Below are 17,387 nucleotides of genomic sequence, written 5' to 3'. Positions count from 1 at the left end.
ACTCCGGGGGTGCACGTGGCTGAAAACCGCGCTCCTGAGCGACTGCTCCGCCGCGCAATCCACCGGTTCTGTCTGGTGAATTGAGAAATGAGGAGCTTCGGATGACCAACAATTTCGGCCTTGCTGACGACCCGGTCAAGCAAGCGATGAACAAGATTTCGGAGACCGCCGAGAGCGTCACCCGGCAGTCCCGAGAGCTGGCCGACATCCTCGCCACCGTCAGCGCCGGCTGGACCGGTGTGGGTGCGTCGGGGTTCACCTCCGCGCAGACGGTCGTCAACGAGGACCACGACGAGATCCGCCGCCTGCTGGGCGTCCTGCACCACGCGGTCTCGCAGACCAAGAACCTGAGCAACGCGCAGGACGACGACGTGGTCACGGCGTTCCAGGCGGTCAAGGCCGGCGCCGGCGGCGGCGGTGGCAACACCTCCGCCCTCAACGGGATCTGACCCGTTTCCCCCAATCACCTGCCCCGCACCGTGCGAAGGAGAAGAACATGACCGCGAACGACGGGCACACCAAGGTCCGGTATGAGAGCGTCCAGGTGATGGCGGACCGCATCCGCATCGTCTCGGACAACATCAAGAAGGACCTCGACGAGATGGGCGCCGCCCTGACCGTCGTCACCGACACCTGGGACGGCGAGGCGCACGCCCAGTACATCGAGCTGCAGCGCAAGTACAACGGCAAGGCCGACCACATGCGCGCCACGCTGCGCCAGGTCGCCGACCTCATCGAGCGCGGCAAGAACGACTACCGCGCCACCGACGTGAAGGCCTCGCGCCTGTTCACCGAGGCCTACTGAGCAACGCGGTACGCCACGCGCCACTCGGTACGAGAAGGGGGCGCGCCCGAACCGGGCGCGCCCCTTCGCCATGCCCGGGAAGGGCGGCCCGAGCGCTACGGCGCCTGGCGCGGACCCCGGTCCAGGTCGAACTCCCCGTCCCTGGCGCCGAGTACGAACGCCTCCCACTCGGCCGCGGTGTAGCGCAGCACGGTGTCCCGGTCCAGCGAGGACCGCATCGCCACCGCTCCCTCCGGCAGCCGGGCGATCTCGACCCGCTCCTCGTCCGGGTCGGTGCCGGGCGGGCCCTCCCACTCGACGCCGCTGATGTCGAGCGCGTACAGCTCGTCCTTCTCCTGCTGAGTGCCCATGAGCGGCCTCTCCTTCGGTGGTGCGGTCGCTGCCGATTATCGGGGGCGGCCGGCCGGTCGCGGGAGCATTTGCCCAACCCTCCCGCACCGCTGCCCGGCCGCCCCCTTCCCCCCGCGCTACACGCCGTGCGTGCGGCCGATCTGGATCAGCGAGGTCCCGCGCTTGCGCGAGACGAACGAGGCCCGGCCCGGCGGCATCGGACGGGGCCGCGCGTTGCCGACCAGGTCGCCCTCGGACGGATCGCCGGACAGCACCACGCCCTGCGCGCCCAGCTCCTTGATCCGCTGCATGAACGGCTCGTAGAGGGCGCGCGAGGCACCCGCCGAGCTGCGCGCGATGACGAACCGGACGCCCGTGTCCCGGGCGAACGGCAGGAACTCCACCAGCTGCGTCAGCGGGTTGCCCTGGCTCGTGGCCACCAGGTCGAAGTCGTCGATGATGATGAACACGTCGGGACCCGTCCACCAGCTGCGGTCGCGCAGCTGCTGGGGGGTGACGTCCGGCGGCGGCTGGCGCCGCGCGAACACCCCGGCCAGCGCCTCCATGTGCATCTGCAGGGAGCTCGCCATCGGCGCGTACTCCAGCACGTGCTCCTCCGGCAGCGCCCCGAGCAGGCTGCGCCGGTAGTCGCCGACGACCAGCCGTGCCCGGTCCGGGCCGTAACGCTCCGAGATCCGCTGGGCGATGAGCCGCAGCAGGTTCGTCTTGCCCGACTCGCTCTCGCCGAACACGAGGAGGAACGGGTCGGTCTCGAAGTCGACGAACACCGGCTCCAGCTCGGTCTCGTCGATGCCGATCGCGATCCCGCGCTCCGGGTACTCCCCGCCCTTGGGCAGCTGGTCGGCGTGGAGCAGCCGCGGCAGCAGCCGTACGCCGGGGGCCGCCTGGCCCGCCCAGTTCTGCTTGACGGCCGCCACGAAGGCCGCGGTGGCCTCCGACAGGTCCTCCGCCGCGTGCGAGCCGTCGACGCGCGGCAGCGCGCTCAGGAAATGCAGCTTCTCCGCGACCTGGCCGCGGCCCGGCATGCCCGTCGGGACGTTCGCCGCGACCTTGCGGTCGAACTCGGAGTCCATGACGTCGCCGAGGCGCAGCTCCAGCCGGCTGAGCATCTGGTCCTTCAGCGCGGCACGGACCTCCATGTACCGGGCGGCCGTGATCACCACGTGGATGCCGTAGCCCAGCCCGCGGGCCGCGATGTCCGTGACGACCTGCTCCAGGCCCTCGTACTCGCCGCGGAAGCCGCCCCAGCCGTCGATGACCAGGAAGACGTCGCCCCAGGCCTCGCCGGGCAGTTCGCCCGCCGCCCGGCGGCGCCGGTAGGTGCCGATGGAGTCGATGCCGTTCGCACGGAAGAACTCCTCGCGCCGGCGCAGCACCCCGGCGACCTCCGCGACCGTGCGCCGCACCCGCTCCGGGTCCAGCCGGGAGGCGATCCCGCCCACGTGCGGCAGGTCGGACACCGAGGACAGGCCGCCGCCGCCGAAGTCCAGCCCGTAGAACTGCACCTCGCGCGGGGTGTGCGTCAGCGCGAACGAGGAGATCAGCGTCCGCATGAGCGTCGACTTGCCCGACTGCGGGCCGCCGACCACCATCATGTGGCCCGCCGCACCCGAGAAGTCCCGGTACAGCACCTCGCGCCGCTGCTCGAACGGCTTGTCGATGAGCCCGAGGGGCACGACCAGTCCGCCCGGCCGCGTGTAGCCCTCCGCGTGCAGCCCGCGCTCCGGCGACGGCGCGAGCGCCGGAAGCAGCTGGTCCAGCGGCGGAGCCTGGTCGAGCGGCGGCAGCCACACCTGGTGCGCCGGCACCCCCTGCCCCTCCAGCCGGCTCACGATCACGTCCAGCACCGTGTCCGCCAGCGCGTCGTCGCCCTGCCCGCCCCGCGCGGCCTCCTCCGCCCGCGCCGTCAGGTACGCCGGGTCGGGGGCCGCGTACACCACCGGCACCGGCGCGGCCGTGAACAGCACCGGCCGCCGCTCCACCGGGAACAGCCCGACCGACAGGTCCGGCCCGCCCGACCGGTAGGTGCCCGACACGTACGCGGCCTTGAAGCGCGTCATCTCGTCCGTACCGAACTTCAGGTAGCCCGAACCGGGCACCGACGGCAGGTGATAGGCGTCGGGAACCCCGATCGCGGTCCGCGACTCCGCCGCCGAGAAGGTCCGCAGACCGATCCGGTACGACAGGTACGTGTCCAGCCCGCGCAGCTTGCCCTCCTCCAGCCGCTGCGAGGCGAGCAGCAGGTGCACGCCCAGCGAACGGCCGATGCGGCCGATCTGGATGAACATGTCGATGAAGTCGGGCTTCGCGGTGAGCAGTTCGGAGAACTCGTCGATGACCAGGACCAGCGAGGCCAGCGGCTCCAGCGGGGCGCCGGCCGCACGGGCCTTCTCGTAGTCGTGGATGTTCGCGTAGTTGCCCGCGGAACGCAGCAGCTCCTGGCGGCGCTGCAGCTCCCCGCGGATCGAGTCGCCCATCCGGTCCACGAGCGTCAGGTCGTCCGCCAGGTTGGTGATGACCGCCGCGACGTGGGGCATCTGCCCCATCCCGGTGAAGGTCGCACCACCCTTGAAGTCCGCCAGGACGAAGTTCAGCGTCTCCGAGGTGTGCGTGACCGCCAGCCCCAGCACCAGCGTGCGCAGCAGCTCCGACTTGCCCGAACCGGTCGCGCCCACGCACAGCCCGTGCGGACCCATGCCCTCCTGCGCGGCCTCCTTCAGGTCCAGCATCACCGGGGAGCCGTCCTCGCCCACACCGATCGGCACGCGCAGCCGCTCACCCGCCGAACGCGGCCGCCAGGTCCGGGCCACGTCCACGGCCGCGGCGTCACCCAGGTTCAGCAGGTCCGTGAAGTCCAGATTGGCGAGCAGCGGCTCGTCGTCGTCCCCGCCCCCCGTCCGCAACGGCGCCAGCTGCCGGGCCAGCGCCTCGGCCGCCGGCAGCGACAAGGCGTCCGGCGCACCCTCGTAGGCCACGCCCCCACCCGACTCCAGCCGCAGCCGGCCCGGCCGCACCACGACCGACAGGCCGCCGCGCGCCTCGTCCAGATCGCCCGCCACCACCTCGACCACCGTCACGCCCTGCAGACCCTCGGCCGCGGCGAACAGGGAGTCCGGCGGCACCAGACCGCTGCGCGAACCGGAGTCCAGCACGAGGACCACGTGCGGCTGGTCCAGCACCGGGGACGCCTCCCGGCTGAACCGGGGCCGCCCCTCCAGCCGGGAGCCCAGCAGACCCTCCACCTCGGCGAGGTCGTCGCCGAACAGCCGCTTCGTACCGGCCCCGTCGATCTGGCCCGGGAGCTGGTTGTGCGGCAGCCACTTCACCCAGTCCCACTCCGCCACCGCGCCCGGCGCGGCCACCACCGCCACCACCAGGTCCTCGGGGGAGTGCAGCGTCGTCAGCTGCGCCACCAGCGCCCGCGCCGTACTGCGCGCCGACTCCGGCTCCCCGGACACCGTCACGTGGTAGAACGCCCGCAGCGACACCGCCACCGGCAGCCCGTCCAGCGAGGAGTGCACCTTCAGGAAGCGCTGCATCGCACCCGCGGTCAGCGGCTCCAGCTCGTCCACCGGGGCCGTGTCCGGCGCCACCAGAGGCGTCGCCAGCCGCTGCGCGCCCAGGCCCAGCCGGACCTGACCGAAGTCCGGGTCGCCGACCCGCCGCTCCCACAGCCGCGAGCCCTCGGCCACCACCGACCACAACTGCTCGGGCGCCGGGTGCAGATACAGCTGCGCGTCGCGCTGCGCCCGCGCGGTCCGCCGCACCTGACGGCGGGTCTGGGCCAGGTACTTGAGGTAGTCCCGCCGGGTATCCCCCATTTGCCCCTGCGTACCCCGCCGGTGGCGCACCAGCTGGGCGACGAGCATGCCCACCGTCGACACCATCATCAGCACGCCCATGATGCGCATCATCGGCGCGGCACCCGGCATGAAGAAGAAGACGGCGGACGAACCCATCCCGAGCATCGGGAGGAGCTGCATCAGCACGCCCTCCTGCTGCCCCCTCGGAAGCTCCGGCGGAGCCTCCAGCCGCAGCTCGTCCGAAGGAACTTCGGGCGGAAGCGACCGGGGCGGACGTTTGACGACGATCTGGCTCACCGGAGAATCAATCCCTCGAAAACAGACGGGACGTCGCAACCGGCGCCCTCAAGTCCCGGGCGCGGAGGGGGTCTCCTCCGCGAAGAGGTGATCCTACTTGCCGACAGTCATCCACACTCCCGGTAGGGTGGCGCGCGCAGCATGCGCATCCGCGAATCGGCCGGAGCACCGCACGACGGCCCGGACCACCGGCACACCGCCACCCGCACCGGCGCGCACGCGGCAGCACACGCAGCGAACGACAGCGCGGCGCACCACACGCGCGACGTACACACCGACGCACCATCGACGCACACACCAACCGGGGGACACCAGGTGAACACCGCCGAGGCGACCGGCTTCCGCAGGGTCACCGTCGTGGCCCCCGACAGCCGCATCGACGTAGCCCTCCCCGAGGACATCGCCGTCGCCGACATCTACCCCGAGCTGCTGCGCCTCACCGGCCAGACCCAGCCCGTCGGCGCCCCCACCGGGTTCCACCTGGTCCTGCGCTCCGGCACCGTCCTCGACGGCGCCCGCACCCTCGCCGCCCAGCAGGTCCTCGACGGCGAGGTGCTCAGCCTGCGCCCCTTCGCCGAGTCCCTGCCGCCCGCCGTCTTCGACGACGTCTCCGACGCCGTCGCCTCCGCGGTGGTGCGCGACCGCCACCGCTGGAGCGACGACATGCTGCGCGGCGCGGGCCTGGCCGGCGCCGCCGTCCTCTTCGTGCTCCTCGGGTTCGTCCTCTGGTACGCCGACCCCGTCCTGCACGACATGCACGGACTGCCCGGGATCATCGCCGGCTCCGTCGGCCTGCTCCTCACCGCCGCCGCCGGGGTCCGCGCCCGGGTCTACCGCGACCGCGGCTCCGCCGTGGCCCTCGGCCTCGCCGCCGTCCCGCACCTGCTGCTCGCCGGCGTCGGCATCATCGCCCCCGCGGCCGGCCACGGACCCGGCCGCCTCCAGTTCCTCCTCGGCTGCGTCTGCGTGCTCGTCGCCTCCGTCGCCCTCGTCGCGCTCACCCCCACCGGCGACGCCCCCTTCGTCGCGGCCACCTTCCTCGCCGCCACCGGGACCGCCGCCACCTTCGCCGCCATCGCCACGGACGCCGGCGCCACCTCCGCCGCGGCCGTCTGCGCCCCCGTCGCCATCGGCCTCGTCGCCTTCCTGCCCGGCTTCTCCGCCCGCTTCGCCCGGCTCCCCATCGGCTACGCCGCCCCCCAGAGCGCCGTGGCCGAGTACGAGACCCCGGACCGCTACGAGACCGAGCCGTACGGTGACCGCTCCGGCGCCGACCAGCACGACGCCGCGGCCCCCCTCGACGCCGAGGCCATCGCCGCCCAGGCCCGCCGCGGCCACGAGATGCTCCTCGGCCTCGTCGGCGGCTGCGCCGCGGTCGCCGTCGGCGCCGCCGCCGTCCTCGGCTTCTCCGACAACACCTGGGCCCGGCTCCTGGCCCTGGCCACCGGGCTCGCCATGCTGCTGCGCGCCCGCCTCTTCCGCTACACCTCCCAGGTCGCCAGCACGCTCGTGGCCGGCCTCGCCGCCCTCGGCCTGCTCGTCCTGGGCCTGGCCATGCACCCGCCGGCCGCCCTGCTCCGCGAGCTCGTCCTGTACGGCGACCACTCCGGCCTGGAACTCCGTACCATCTGGCTCTCCGCGGCCGTCGCCGCCGGCGCGGCCCTCCTCGCGGGAATTGCGCTGGTCATTCCCACCAAGGGTCTGTCACCCTTCTGGGGGCGCCTGCTCGACCTCACCGAGGCGGCGGTCCTGCTCAGCCTGGTCCCGCTGGCCCTGGCCGTGCTCGACGTGTACGCCCGGGCCCGCTCTCTCACCAGCTGAGACGGGGCCCAGCGGCAGCCTGGTACGCTGTGTGACGGCCGTTTGTGTACGCGCCCCCGGAATCGTCTGGAGGCTGCGCTCAGCGGACCCCGCCTCCCGAGTTACGGAAGATCCCCAGAGAATTCGACCTGGGGCACTCGGTGGCAACGAAGACCTATTACGAGGAGTACGCGTGCCGCTCGACGCCGCAGTAAAGAAGCAGCTCATCGCAGAGTTTGGTGCCAAGGAGGGCGACACCGGCTCCCCCGAGGTCCAGGTCGCCATGCTGTCCCGCCGCATCTCGGACCTGACCGAGCACCTGAAGGCCCACAAGCACGACCACCACTCCCGTCGTGGTCTGCTGATCCTGGTCGGCCAGCGCCGCCGCCTGCTGCAGTACCTGGCCAAGAAGGACATCCAGCGCTTCCGCGCCCTGGTCGAGCGCCTCGGCATCCGCCGCGGTGCGGCCGGCGCCAAGTAAAGACGCTGTGAAGGGAGCGGCACCCACACCGGGGGCCGCTCCCTTTGCTGTACGTGCGCGACGGACCGGACGCTTTGTAGTCTGGAACCACGTGCACAACTGAAGAGGAGGAGCGCCCTCCCTACGCCGCCGGTCCTCGGTAGTGGCATCCGGAAAGCCCCAGGGGGCTTGAGCCCGGATGCTTCGATCGAAGACCGGCCCGCACGCAAGGAGCGCTTCTCCGCAACCGTCGGCCACCACACGGGTGGCGGACGGAGACGACGAAAATGGAGAACACGCTAGTGGAGAACGAGACCCACTACGCCGAGGCCGTCATTGACAACGGTTCCTTCGGTACCCGCACCATCCGCTTCGAGACGGGCCGTCTGGCCCGCCAGGCCGCCGGCTCCGCCGTTGCCTACCTGGACGACGACACGATGGTGCTTTCCGCCACCACCGCGTCGAAGAAGCCCAAGGACCAGCTCGACTTCTTCCCCCTGACGGTCGACGTCGAAGAGCGCCAGTACGCCGCCGGCAAGATCCCCGGCTCGTTCTTCCGCCGTGAGGGCCGCCCCTCCGAGGACGCGATCCTCACCTGCCGCCTGATCGACCGCCCGCTGCGCCCGTCCTTCAAGAAGGGCCTGCGCAACGAGATCCAGGTCGTCGCCACGATCATGGCGCTCAACCCGGACCACCTGTACGACGTCATCGCGATCAACGCCGCGTCCGCGTCCACCCAGCTGGCCGGCCTGCCCTTCTCCGGCCCGATCGGCGGCGTCCGCGTCGCGCTGATCCGCGGCCAGTGGGTCGCCTTCCCGACGCACACCGAGCTCGAGGACGCCGTCTTCGACATGGTCGTCGCGGGCCGCGTCCTGGACGACGGCGACGTCGCGATCATGATGGTCGAGGCCGAGGCCACCGAGAAGACCATCACCCTGGTCAAGGGCGGCGCCGAGGCGCCGACCGAGGAGGTCGTGGCCGCCGGTCTCGACGCCTCGAAGCCCTTCATCAAGGCCCTGTGCAAGGCGCAGGCCGACCTCGCGGCGAAGGCTGCCAAGCCCACCGGCGAGTTCCCGGTCTTCCTGGACTACCAGGACGACGTCTACGAGGCCCTCTCGGCCGCGGTCAAGGGCGACCTGACCAAGGCGCTGACCATCGCGGGCAAGCAGGACCGCGAGGCCGAGCTGGACCGCATCAAGGAGATCGCCGCCGCGAAGCTCCTCCCGGCCTTCGAAGGCCGCGAGAAGGAGATCTCCGGCGCGTACCGCAGCCTCACCAAGGCCCTGGTCCGCGAGCGCGTCATCAAGGACAAGGTCCGCATCGACGGCCGCGGGCTCACGGACATCCGTACCCTCGCCGCCGAGGTCGAGGCCATCCCGCGCGTGCACGGCTCGGCGCTGTTCGAGCGTGGCGAGACCCAGATCCTGGGCGTCACCACCCTGAACATGCTCCGCATGGAGCAGCAGCTGGACACCCTCTCCCCGGTGACCCGCAAGCGCTACATGCACAACTACAACTTCCCGCCGTACTCGGTCGGCGAGACCGGCCGCGTCGGTTCGCCGAAGCGCCGCGAGATCGGCCACGGCGCGCTCGCCGAGCGCGCGATCGTGCCGGTCCTCCCGACGCGCGAGGAGTTCCCCTACGCGATCCGTCAGGTGTCCGAGGCCCTCGGCTCCAACGGTTCGACGTCCATGGGCTCGGTCTGCGCCTCCACCATGTCGCTGCTGAACGCCGGTGTGCCCCTCAAGGCCCCCGTCGCCGGCATCGCCATGGGTCTGATCTCCCAGGAGATCGACGGCAAGACCCACTACGTCGCCCTCACCGACATCCTCGGTGCGGAGGACGCCTTCGGCGACATGGACTTCAAGGTCGCCGGCACCAAGGAGTTCGTCACCGCGCTCCAGCTGGACACCAAGCTCGACGGCATCCCGGCCTCGGTCCTGGCCGCCGCCCTCAAGCAGGCCCGCGACGCCCGCCTCCACATCCTCGACGTGATGATGGAAGCGATCGACACGCCGGACGCCATGTCCCCGTTCGCCCCGCGGATCATCACCGTCAAGATCCCGGTGGACAAGATCGGTGAGGTCATCGGCCCCAAGGGCAAGATGATCAACCAGATCCAGGAGGACACCGGCGCCGAGATCACGATCGAGGACGACGGCACCATCTACATCGGTGCCTCCGACGGCCCGGCCGCCGAGGCCGCCCGTGCCACGATCAACCAGATCGCCAACCCGACCATGCCGGAGGTCGGCGAGCGTTACCTGGGTACGGTCGTCAAGACCACCACCTTCGGTGCCTTCGTCTCCCTCATGCCCGGCAAGGACGGTCTGCTGCACATCTCGCAGATCCGCAAGCTCGCCGGTGGCAAGCGCGTGGAGAACGTCGAGGACGTGCTCGCGGTCGGTACCAAGGTCCAGGTCGAGATCGCCGAGATCGATTCCCGCGGCAAGCTCTCCCTGGTCCCCGTGATCGACGGCGAGGCCGCCGGCGACGACGCTGACAAGGACGACTCCGACAAGTGACGTCGCGTAGTTCGCGTGTGACGGCCCGCCCCTCTTCCGAGGGGCGGGCCGTCGCCCGTACCCAAACACTGCTCAAGGGCACGAACGGCATCGGCACCGTCCGGCGCACGGTCCTGCCCGGTGGACTGCGCGTCGTCACCGAGACGCTGCCGTCGGTCCGCTCCGCCACGTTCGGCATCTGGGCCAATGTCGGCTCCCGGGACGAGACGCCTTCACTGAACGGCGCCACGCACTACCTGGAGCACCTCCTCTTCAAGGGCACCGAGAAGCGCAGCGCCCTCGACATCTCCTCCGCGATCGACGCGGTCGGCGGGGAGATGAACGCCTTCACGGCGAAGGAGTACACCTGCTATTACGCACGGGTGCTCGACACCGACCTGCCGCTGGCCATCGACGTCGTGTGCGACATGCTCACCGGCTCGCTCATCCTCGAATCCGATGTCGACGCCGAGCGCGGAGTCATCCTCGAAGAGATCGCGATGACCGAGGACGACCCGGGCGACATGGTCCACGACCTGTTCGCCCAGACCATGTACGGGGACACCCCGCTCGGGCGCCCCGTCCTCGGCACGGTCGACACGATCAACGCGCTCACCGCCGACCGGATCCGCCGCTTCTACAAGAAGCACTACGACCCGACCCACCTGGTCGTGGCCGCCGCGGGCAACGTCGACCACAACAAGGTCGTACGCCAGGTCCGCGCGGCCTTCGAGAAGGCCGGCGCGCTGACCCGCACGGACGCCGAGCCGACCGGCCCGCGCTCCGGCACCAAGCGGATCCGCACCTCCGGCCGCGTCGAGCTGGTCAACCGCAAGACCGAGCAGGCCCACGTGGTCCTCGGCATGCCGGGCCTGGCCCGCACCGACGAGCGCCGCTGGGCGCTGGGCGTGCTGAACACCGCACTCGGCGGAGGCATGTCCTCGCGCCTCTTCCAGGAGGTCCGCGAGAAGCGCGGCCTGGCCTACAGCGTGTACTCGTACACCTCGGGCTTCGCCGACACCGGCCTCTTCGGCGTCTACGCGGGCTGCCGCCCCAACCAGGTCCACGACGTACTGCGGATCTGCCGGGAAGAGCTCGACAAGGTCGCCGCCGACGGGCTCACCGACGAGGAGATCCGGCGGGCCATCGGCCAGCTGTCCGGCTCCACCGTCCTCGGCCTGGAGGACACCGGCGCGATCATGAACCGCATCGGCAAGAGCGAGCTGTGCTGGGGCGACCAGATGTCGGTCGACGACATGCTGGCCCGGATCGCCTCCGTCACCCCGGACGACGTGCGCTCGGTGGCCCAGGACGTCCTGGCCCAGCGGCCCTCGCTCGCGGTGATCGGCCCGCTCAAGGAGAAGCAGGCGGCCCGCCTCGACGAAGCGGTCGTCTAGTTCCGTACGTTGGTCTGAAGTCTGTGAACACTGAGGGACGTGAAATGAGCAAGCTGCGCGTGGCAGTTCTCGGCGCCCAGGGCCGCATCGGCTCCGAGGCGGTCAAGGCCGTCGAGGCCGCCGAGGACATGGAACTGGTGGCCGCCCTCGGGCGCGGCGACAAGCTGGAGGCGCTGGCCGAGGCCGGCGCCCAGGTCGCCGTCGAGCTGACCACCCCGGCCTCGGTGATGGAGAACCTCGACTTCCTCATCCGCCACGGCATCCACGGAGTGGTCGGTACCACCGGCTGGACCGAGGACCGCCTCGCACAGCTGAACACCTGGCTCGCCGCTTCGCCGGGGACGGGTGTGCTCATCGCCCCGAACTTCTCCATCGGCGCGGTCCTCACCATGAAGTTCGCCGCGCAGGCCGCCCGGTACTTCGAGTCCGTCGAGGTCGTAGAGCTGCACCACCCCCACAAGGTCGACGCCCCCTCCGGCACGGCGACCCGTACGGCGCAGCTCATCGCCGCCGCCCGCGCCGAGGCCGGCCTCGGCGCGCAGCCCGACGCCACCGCCACCGCCCTGGACGGCGCGCGCGGTGCCGACGTGGACGGCGTCCCGGTGCACGCGATCCGCCTGCGCGGCCTCCTGGCCCACCAGGAGGTGCTCCTCGGCGGTGAGGGCGAGACCCTGACCATCCGACACGACTCCCTGCACCACAGCAGCTTCATGCCGGGCATCCTGCTCGGCGCGCGCCGCGTGACGCAGACTCCGGGCCTGACGTTCGGCCTGGAAAACTTCCTCGAACTCGGCTGACGGGCGGACGGCGGAACCATGCGCGCGAAGATCGCCTACTTCATCACGGCCGCAGTCCTGGTGGTGTACTTCGTCCTGGCCGGCAGCCGGGGCCTGCTGCTGATCCGGCACGGGACCTGGCTCACCGTCACCTTCGGGGTGGCGGTGCTGATCCTGCCGGTCATCGGCGTCTGGTTCCTCTGGCAGAACACCCGCTTCGTCACCCGGGCCAACCAGCTGGCGACCCAGTTGGAGGCCGAGGGCGCACTGCCCGTGGACGAGCTGGAGCGGGACAAGTACGGCCGGATCCTGCGGGACTCCGCCGACGAGGTCTTCGCGCGCCGCAAGGCCGAGACGGAGGACGCCCCGGGGGACTGGCGCAGCTGGTTCCGCCTCGCGGTGGCCTACCGCGACGCCCGCGACACCCCGCGGGCGCGCAAGGCCATGCAGCGGGCGATCGCCCTGCACGAGGCACGGTAACCACGCACCGTCACGAGACACCGTCACGACGCACCGCACCGCGCGCCGGCGGACCGCACCGACGCGAAAGCCGTACAGGACCAGGTCCTGTACGGCTTTCGCGTGTCGCACGCGCGGGACGGGCCGCGCGTGACGCCGGATCAGACGGGCACGGCCCGGTATTCGTCGGCCCAGGCCTCGACCGAGTCGGCGGCCCGCTCGAAGGCCTCGGTCCGCGACAGGAAGTCGGCGCTGTGGTCGGTCAGCAGCACCGGCAGCGCCTCGCCGCCGCGAGCGGCCACCGTCAGGGCCTGGCCCTGTACGGTCCTCGGCAGCCCGAGCCAGCGCACGGGCTGCTGGACGGTGCGGATCTCGGCGACCTGGCTCCAGGGGATCGAGCGGGTCCCGAAGAACCCGACCCGGCGCAGCCCCTTGGGGCTCACCCAGACCCCCGTGCGCAGCAGCCGCAGGGCCGTGCCGACCACGGCGAGCGAGGCGGCCAGGCCGCCCAGGGCGCCGGCCCAGGTGCCCGCGGCGACGATGATCACCGTGGAGAAGAGCATGAACGCGCCCAGCAGGAGCAGCAGGGCGGCGATGGCGACCCGCCAGGGCCCCGGGCGGTAGGGGCGGCGCCAGCGGTCGGGATCCTCGTAGGGGAGCGTCTCCCCGTTGTCGTGCGCGTCGGATGCGCCGTCGGCCGTCAGGAAGGGCAGGGGCACGGCAGGACCTCACTCACATGCACGTTCGGTTGGGCTGTGCCCGTGAGGCTACCGCCCCTCGGACGCCTCCGGACGCTGCGACTTCGCCGGGGTCTCGCTCGGCTGCAGTGCGGGCATGCCGAAGAGAAGGGAGCCCACGAGCCCTGCGACCACGGTCAGTCCGACCAGACTACGGGCGGCGATCTGGGTCTTGCTCAGACTCTCGCGCGGCGGCGGAGTGACGTTACTGCGGAATCGGTCGGCCTCGGCGACGAAGGCAAACGGGACGGGTTCGCGCCGGCGGAACATGAGCGACACTCCTCACGGTCGGGGCCCCGGGACGGCGGGGCGGATGGTGGACGTTCCACTCAGTAGGACGCGTGGGAGACCGGATCGGTGCCGAAATTCAGGACATTAACCGATTTTCTTGGCAACGCGTCAGATTCGGCCGGCCGCGGGGCGCTGAAGGGGTGCTCGGCGGGCGCGGCCCGCGAGGTTGCCCGTTCGGTCCTGTCGGCCGGTCTTTTCTCCCCGGCGCACGCCACCTTCCACGCGCCCTCGCTCGCGCCCCGCACCGGCCCGCGCACCCCGTGCGGGCGGGCGGCGGCGCCCCCGCCCCGCGGCGGGGGACCGGGACGGCCGGGGAGGAGACGGAGCGGTGCCGGGCGGGCCCGATGCCGCTCACGTGCTGTGTCTTCCCCGGCGACGGCCGCGTTGCCCCGTAAGGCCGGAACGGCTCGTTCCGCACGGATGTACGGGTCAAGTCCAAAGTGTCCGTATTGCGGCGTTTCGTAAAGTTCATCTAGGCTGATCAAACGGACCCGGCACTGCTTGAACCCCCGAGCAGGCAGTGCCGGGCTCCAACACCGTCATCACGTCCCCCGAGGGGACACCGCGAGCGTGGCAGCGAGTAGCGTGTTACCCATGGCTCCGATCTCGACTCCGCAGACCCCCTTCGGGCGGGTCCTCACCGCCATGATCACGCCGTTCACGGCGGATGGCGCACTTGACCTCGACGGCGCGCAGCGGCTCGCCGTCCACTTGGTGGACGCAGGCAACGACGGCCTGATCATCAACGGCACCACCGGTGAGTCCCCGACCACCACCGACGCGGAGAAAAACGACCTCGTACGAGCCGTCCTCGAAGCCGTCGGGGACCGGGCGCACGTGGTCGCCGGCATCGGGACCAACGACACCCGCCACACGCTCGAGCTCGCCCGCCAGGCCGAGCGCACCGGCGCTCACGGCCTGCTCGCGGTCACCCCGTACTACAGCAAGCCGCCGCAGGAGGGCCTCTTCCGGCACTTCACGGCGATCGCGGACGCCACCGAGCTCCCGGTCATGCTCTACGACATCCCCGGCCGCAGCGGTGTCCCGATCAACACCGAAACCCTGGTCCGGCTCGCCGAGCATCCCCGTATCGTTGCCAACAAGGACGCCAAGGGCGACCTCGGCCGCGCCAGCTGGGCCATCGCGCAGAGCGGCCTGGCCTGGTACTCGGGTGACGACATGCTGAACCTGCCGCTCCTGTCGGTCGGCGCGGTCGGCTTCGTCTCCGTGGTCGGCCACGTGGTCACCCCCGAGCTCCGCGCGATGCTCGAGGCCCACCTGGGCGGCGACGTCCAGAAGGCCACCGAGATCCACCAGAAGCTGCTCCCCGTCTTCACCGGCATGTTCCGCACGCAGGGTGTGATCACCACCAAGGGCGCGCTGAACCTGCTGGGCCAGCCGGCGGGCCCGCTGCGGCTCCCGCTGGTCGAGCTGACCGCCGAAGAGACGGCTCAGCTCAAGATCGATCTTGCCGCCGGCGGGGTACAGCTCTGACATCAGACTTCACAACTGAACAAGCGACACCATCACAAGACAACAGCTCGTGCACGAATGACACGCCCGCCACGTCCCTCGACGGACACGTGGCACGCGTGGTGAAGGAGAACCTTTTGAGCCATCCGCATCCTGAACTCGGTCCGCCGCCGAAGCTCCCCAAGGGCGGCCTTCGGGTCACCCCGCTGGGCGGTCTCGGTGAGATCGGCCGCAACATGACCGTCTTCGAGTTCGACGGCCGCCTGCTGATCGTCGACTGCGGCGTCCTCTTCCCCGAAGAGGAGCAGCCGGGCATCGACCTGATCCTGCCGGACTTCTCGTCCATCCGGGATCGCCTCGACGACATCGAGGGCATCGTCCTCACGCACGGTCACGAGGACCACATCGGCGCCGTCCCCTACCTCCTCCGGGAGAAGCCGGACATCCCGCTGATCGGCTCCAAGCTGACGCTGGCCCTCATCGAGGCGAAGCTCCAGGAGCACCGGATCCGCCCCTACACCCTCGAGGTGAAGGAAGGCGAGCGCGAGAACCTCGGCCCCTTCGACTGCGAGTTCATCGCCGTCAACCACTCCATCCCGGACGCCCTGGCCGTGGCCATCCGCACCGGCGCCGGCATGGTCGTGTGCACCGGTGACTTCAAGATGGACCAGCTCCCGCTGGACAACCGCCTCACCGACCTGCACGCCTTCGCGCGTCTGAGCGAGGAAGGCATCGACCTCCTCCTCTCGGACTCGACGAACGCCGAGGTCCCGGGCTTCGTCCCGCCCGAGCGCGAGATCTCGAACGTGCTGCGCACGGTTTTCGCGAACGCCAACAACCGGATCATCGTGGCGAGCTTCGCGAGCCACGTGCACCGCATCCAGCAGATCCTCGACGCCGCCCACGAGTACGGCCGCCGGGTCGCCTTCGTCGGGCGCTCGATGGTCCGCAACATGGGCATCGCCCGTGACCTGGGCTACCTGAAGGTCGCCCCGGGCCTCGTCGTGGACGTCAAGACCCTCGACGACCTGCCGGCCCACGAGGTCGTCCTGGTCTGCACGGGTTCCCAGGGCGAGCCGATGGCGGCCCTGTCCCGCATGGCGAACCGCGACCACCAGATCCGGATCGTCCCCGGCGACACCGTGATCCTGGCGTCGTCCCTGATCCCGGGCAACGAGAACGCGGTCTACCGCGTGATCAACGGCCTGACCCGCTGGGGCGCCAACGTCGTGCACAAGGGCAACGCCAAGGTGCACGTCTCGGGCCACGCCTCCGCCGGCGAGCTGCTGTACTTCTACAACATCTGCAAGCCGCGGAACCTGATGCCGGTCCACGGCGAATGGCGCCACCTGCGCGCCAACGCCGAGCTCGGCGCCCTGACGGGCGTCCCGAAGGACCGCATCGTCATCGCCGAGGACGGCGTGGTCGTCGACCTGATCGACGGCAAGGCGCGGATCTCCGGCAAGGTCCAGGCGGGCTACGTCTACGTGGACGGCCTCTCCGTCGGGGACGTCACCGAGGTCCACCTCAAGGACCGCCGGATCCTCGGCGAAGAGGGCATCGTCTCGGTCTACGTCGTGGTGGACAGCACCACGGGCAAGGTCGTCAGCGGCCCGAACATCCAGGCGCGCGGCTCCGGCATCGACGACGCGGCGTTCAACGCCGTCCTGCCGAAGATCGAGGAGGCCATCGCCCGCGCGGCGGCCGACGGCGTGGCCGAGCCGCACCAGATCCAGCAGCTCATCCGCCGCACGATGGGCAAGTGGGTCTCGGACGGCTACCGCCGCCGCCCGATGATCCTCCCGGTCGTCGTCGAGGTCTGACCTCGGCGTACGTAGCGACCTCACTGGAGCGGGGCAACCGGATTTGCGTCCGGGGGCCCCGCTCCAGTACGTTTACGTCTCCACCCCGCACGAGACCCCGGCACACACGTGTGCCCGGACGGATCGATGCGGGCGGGTGGGATTCCAGAGCAGGGAAACCTGATAAAGTCTGGCTCGCCCGAAAGGGAATGGCTCTCCAATGGCCATCCAATTCAAATCCAAGCCACTGCGACTTTCGAGAAGCAGAGCGCGGAAATGATCTGGTAGAGTTGGAATCGCCGGAAAGGGAAACGCGAAAGCGGGAACCTGGAAAGCGAAACCCGCTGACTGGGAATCGGACACGAAAGAGTCTGATAGAGTCGGAAACACAAGAACGAAGGAAGCGCCCGGAGGAAAGCCCGAGAGGGTGAG

Annotated in this window: 14 protein-coding genes; 10 read left to right on the top strand and 4 right to left on the bottom strand. The window is 70.7% G+C overall.

The features are described from left to right. Positions 1 to 101 precede the first annotated feature (101 nt). A complete protein-coding gene (locus ACWF9Z_RS33975) occupies positions 102 to 449 on the top strand; it encodes a WXG100 family type VII secretion target (RefSeq protein WP_356659331.1) in 348 nt (115 codons plus the stop codon). A gap of 47 nt (positions 450 to 496) precedes the next feature. Next, entirely contained in the window at positions 497 to 805 is a 309-nt protein-coding gene (locus tag ACWF9Z_RS33970) for a WXG100 family type VII secretion target (RefSeq protein WP_453609012.1), read from the top strand. A gap of 95 nt (positions 806 to 900) precedes the next feature. Here the strand turns inward: ACWF9Z_RS33970 and ACWF9Z_RS33965 are convergent, their stop codons facing one another. Together ACWF9Z_RS33965 and eccCa are read right to left on the bottom strand one after the other, a co-directional pair. Beyond that, complete coding sequence (locus ACWF9Z_RS33965) at positions 901 to 1,155, bottom strand: DUF397 domain-containing protein (RefSeq protein ID WP_453609009.1); 255 nt, start codon at positions 1,153 to 1,155, stop codon at positions 901 to 903. A 117-nt stretch (positions 1,156 to 1,272) separates the two neighbouring features. After that, a complete protein-coding gene (gene eccCa / locus ACWF9Z_RS33960) occupies positions 1,273 to 5,256 on the bottom strand; it encodes a type VII secretion protein EccCa (protein WP_453609007.1) in 3,984 nt (1,327 codons plus the stop codon). 315 nt (positions 5,257 to 5,571) lie between these two features. Between eccCa and eccD the strand changes: the two genes are divergently transcribed. From eccD to ACWF9Z_RS33930, 6 genes are all read left to right on the top strand, one after another. Beyond that, positions 5,572 to 7,077: a type VII secretion integral membrane protein EccD gene (gene eccD / locus ACWF9Z_RS33955; protein WP_453609036.1), complete on the top strand. Its 1,506-nt coding sequence runs from the start codon at positions 5,572 to 5,574 to the stop codon at positions 7,075 to 7,077. A 172-nt stretch (positions 7,078 to 7,249) separates the two neighbouring features. After that, positions 7,250 to 7,537, top strand: a complete 288-nt coding sequence (rpsO, locus tag ACWF9Z_RS33950) for a 30S ribosomal protein S15 (protein ID WP_356659323.1) — start codon at positions 7,250 to 7,252, stop codon at positions 7,535 to 7,537. 281 nt (positions 7,538 to 7,818) lie between these two features. Then, positions 7,819 to 10,041 (top strand): polyribonucleotide nucleotidyltransferase, encoded by a 2,223-nt coding sequence (locus tag ACWF9Z_RS33945; protein ID WP_453609033.1) that lies wholly within the window; start codon positions 7,819 to 7,821, stop codon positions 10,039 to 10,041. Then, entirely contained in the window at positions 10,038 to 11,417 is a 1,380-nt protein-coding gene (locus tag ACWF9Z_RS33940; RefSeq protein WP_453609004.1) for a M16 family metallopeptidase, read from the top strand. The genes ACWF9Z_RS33945 and ACWF9Z_RS33940 overlap by 4 nt, the downstream gene beginning before the upstream one ends. Before the next feature lie 44 nt (positions 11,418 to 11,461). Beyond that, positions 11,462 to 12,214 carry a 4-hydroxy-tetrahydrodipicolinate reductase gene (dapB, locus tag ACWF9Z_RS33935; RefSeq protein ID WP_453609002.1) on the top strand — a complete coding sequence of 251 codons (753 nt, stop codon included), beginning with the start codon at positions 11,462 to 11,464 and terminating at the stop codon, positions 12,212 to 12,214. A gap of 18 nt (positions 12,215 to 12,232) precedes the next feature. Further along, entirely contained in the window at positions 12,233 to 12,673 is a 441-nt protein-coding gene (locus tag ACWF9Z_RS33930; protein WP_453609000.1) for a hypothetical protein, read from the top strand. A gap of 140 nt (positions 12,674 to 12,813) precedes the next feature. Here the strand turns inward: ACWF9Z_RS33930 and ACWF9Z_RS33925 are convergent, their stop codons facing one another. Continuing rightward, positions 12,814 to 13,371, bottom strand: a complete 558-nt coding sequence (locus ACWF9Z_RS33925; protein WP_453608997.1) for a PH domain-containing protein — start codon at positions 13,369 to 13,371, stop codon at positions 12,814 to 12,816. A gap of 48 nt (positions 13,372 to 13,419) precedes the next feature. Continuing rightward, a complete protein-coding gene (locus ACWF9Z_RS33920; protein WP_453608995.1) occupies positions 13,420 to 13,659 on the bottom strand; it encodes a hypothetical protein in 240 nt (79 codons plus the stop codon). 615 nt (positions 13,660 to 14,274) lie between these two features. Here ACWF9Z_RS33920 and dapA point away from each other — a divergent pair. Together dapA and ACWF9Z_RS33910 are read left to right on the top strand one after the other, a co-directional pair. Further along, positions 14,275 to 15,174 (top strand): 4-hydroxy-tetrahydrodipicolinate synthase, encoded by a 900-nt coding sequence (gene dapA / locus ACWF9Z_RS33915; RefSeq protein ID WP_453608992.1) that lies wholly within the window; start codon positions 14,275 to 14,277, stop codon positions 15,172 to 15,174. 116 nt (positions 15,175 to 15,290) lie between these two features. Further along, the gene (locus ACWF9Z_RS33910; RefSeq protein ID WP_356659309.1) at positions 15,291 to 16,976 is read left to right on the top strand and encodes a ribonuclease J; all 1,686 of its coding nucleotides are present in this window, start codon (positions 15,291 to 15,293) and stop codon (positions 16,974 to 16,976) included. Positions 16,977 to 17,387 lie beyond the last annotated feature (411 nt).

Source organism: Streptomyces sp. NPDC054961 (genome assembly GCF_053609145.1).
This window is presented reverse-complemented; position numbering and strand designations above follow the sequence as displayed.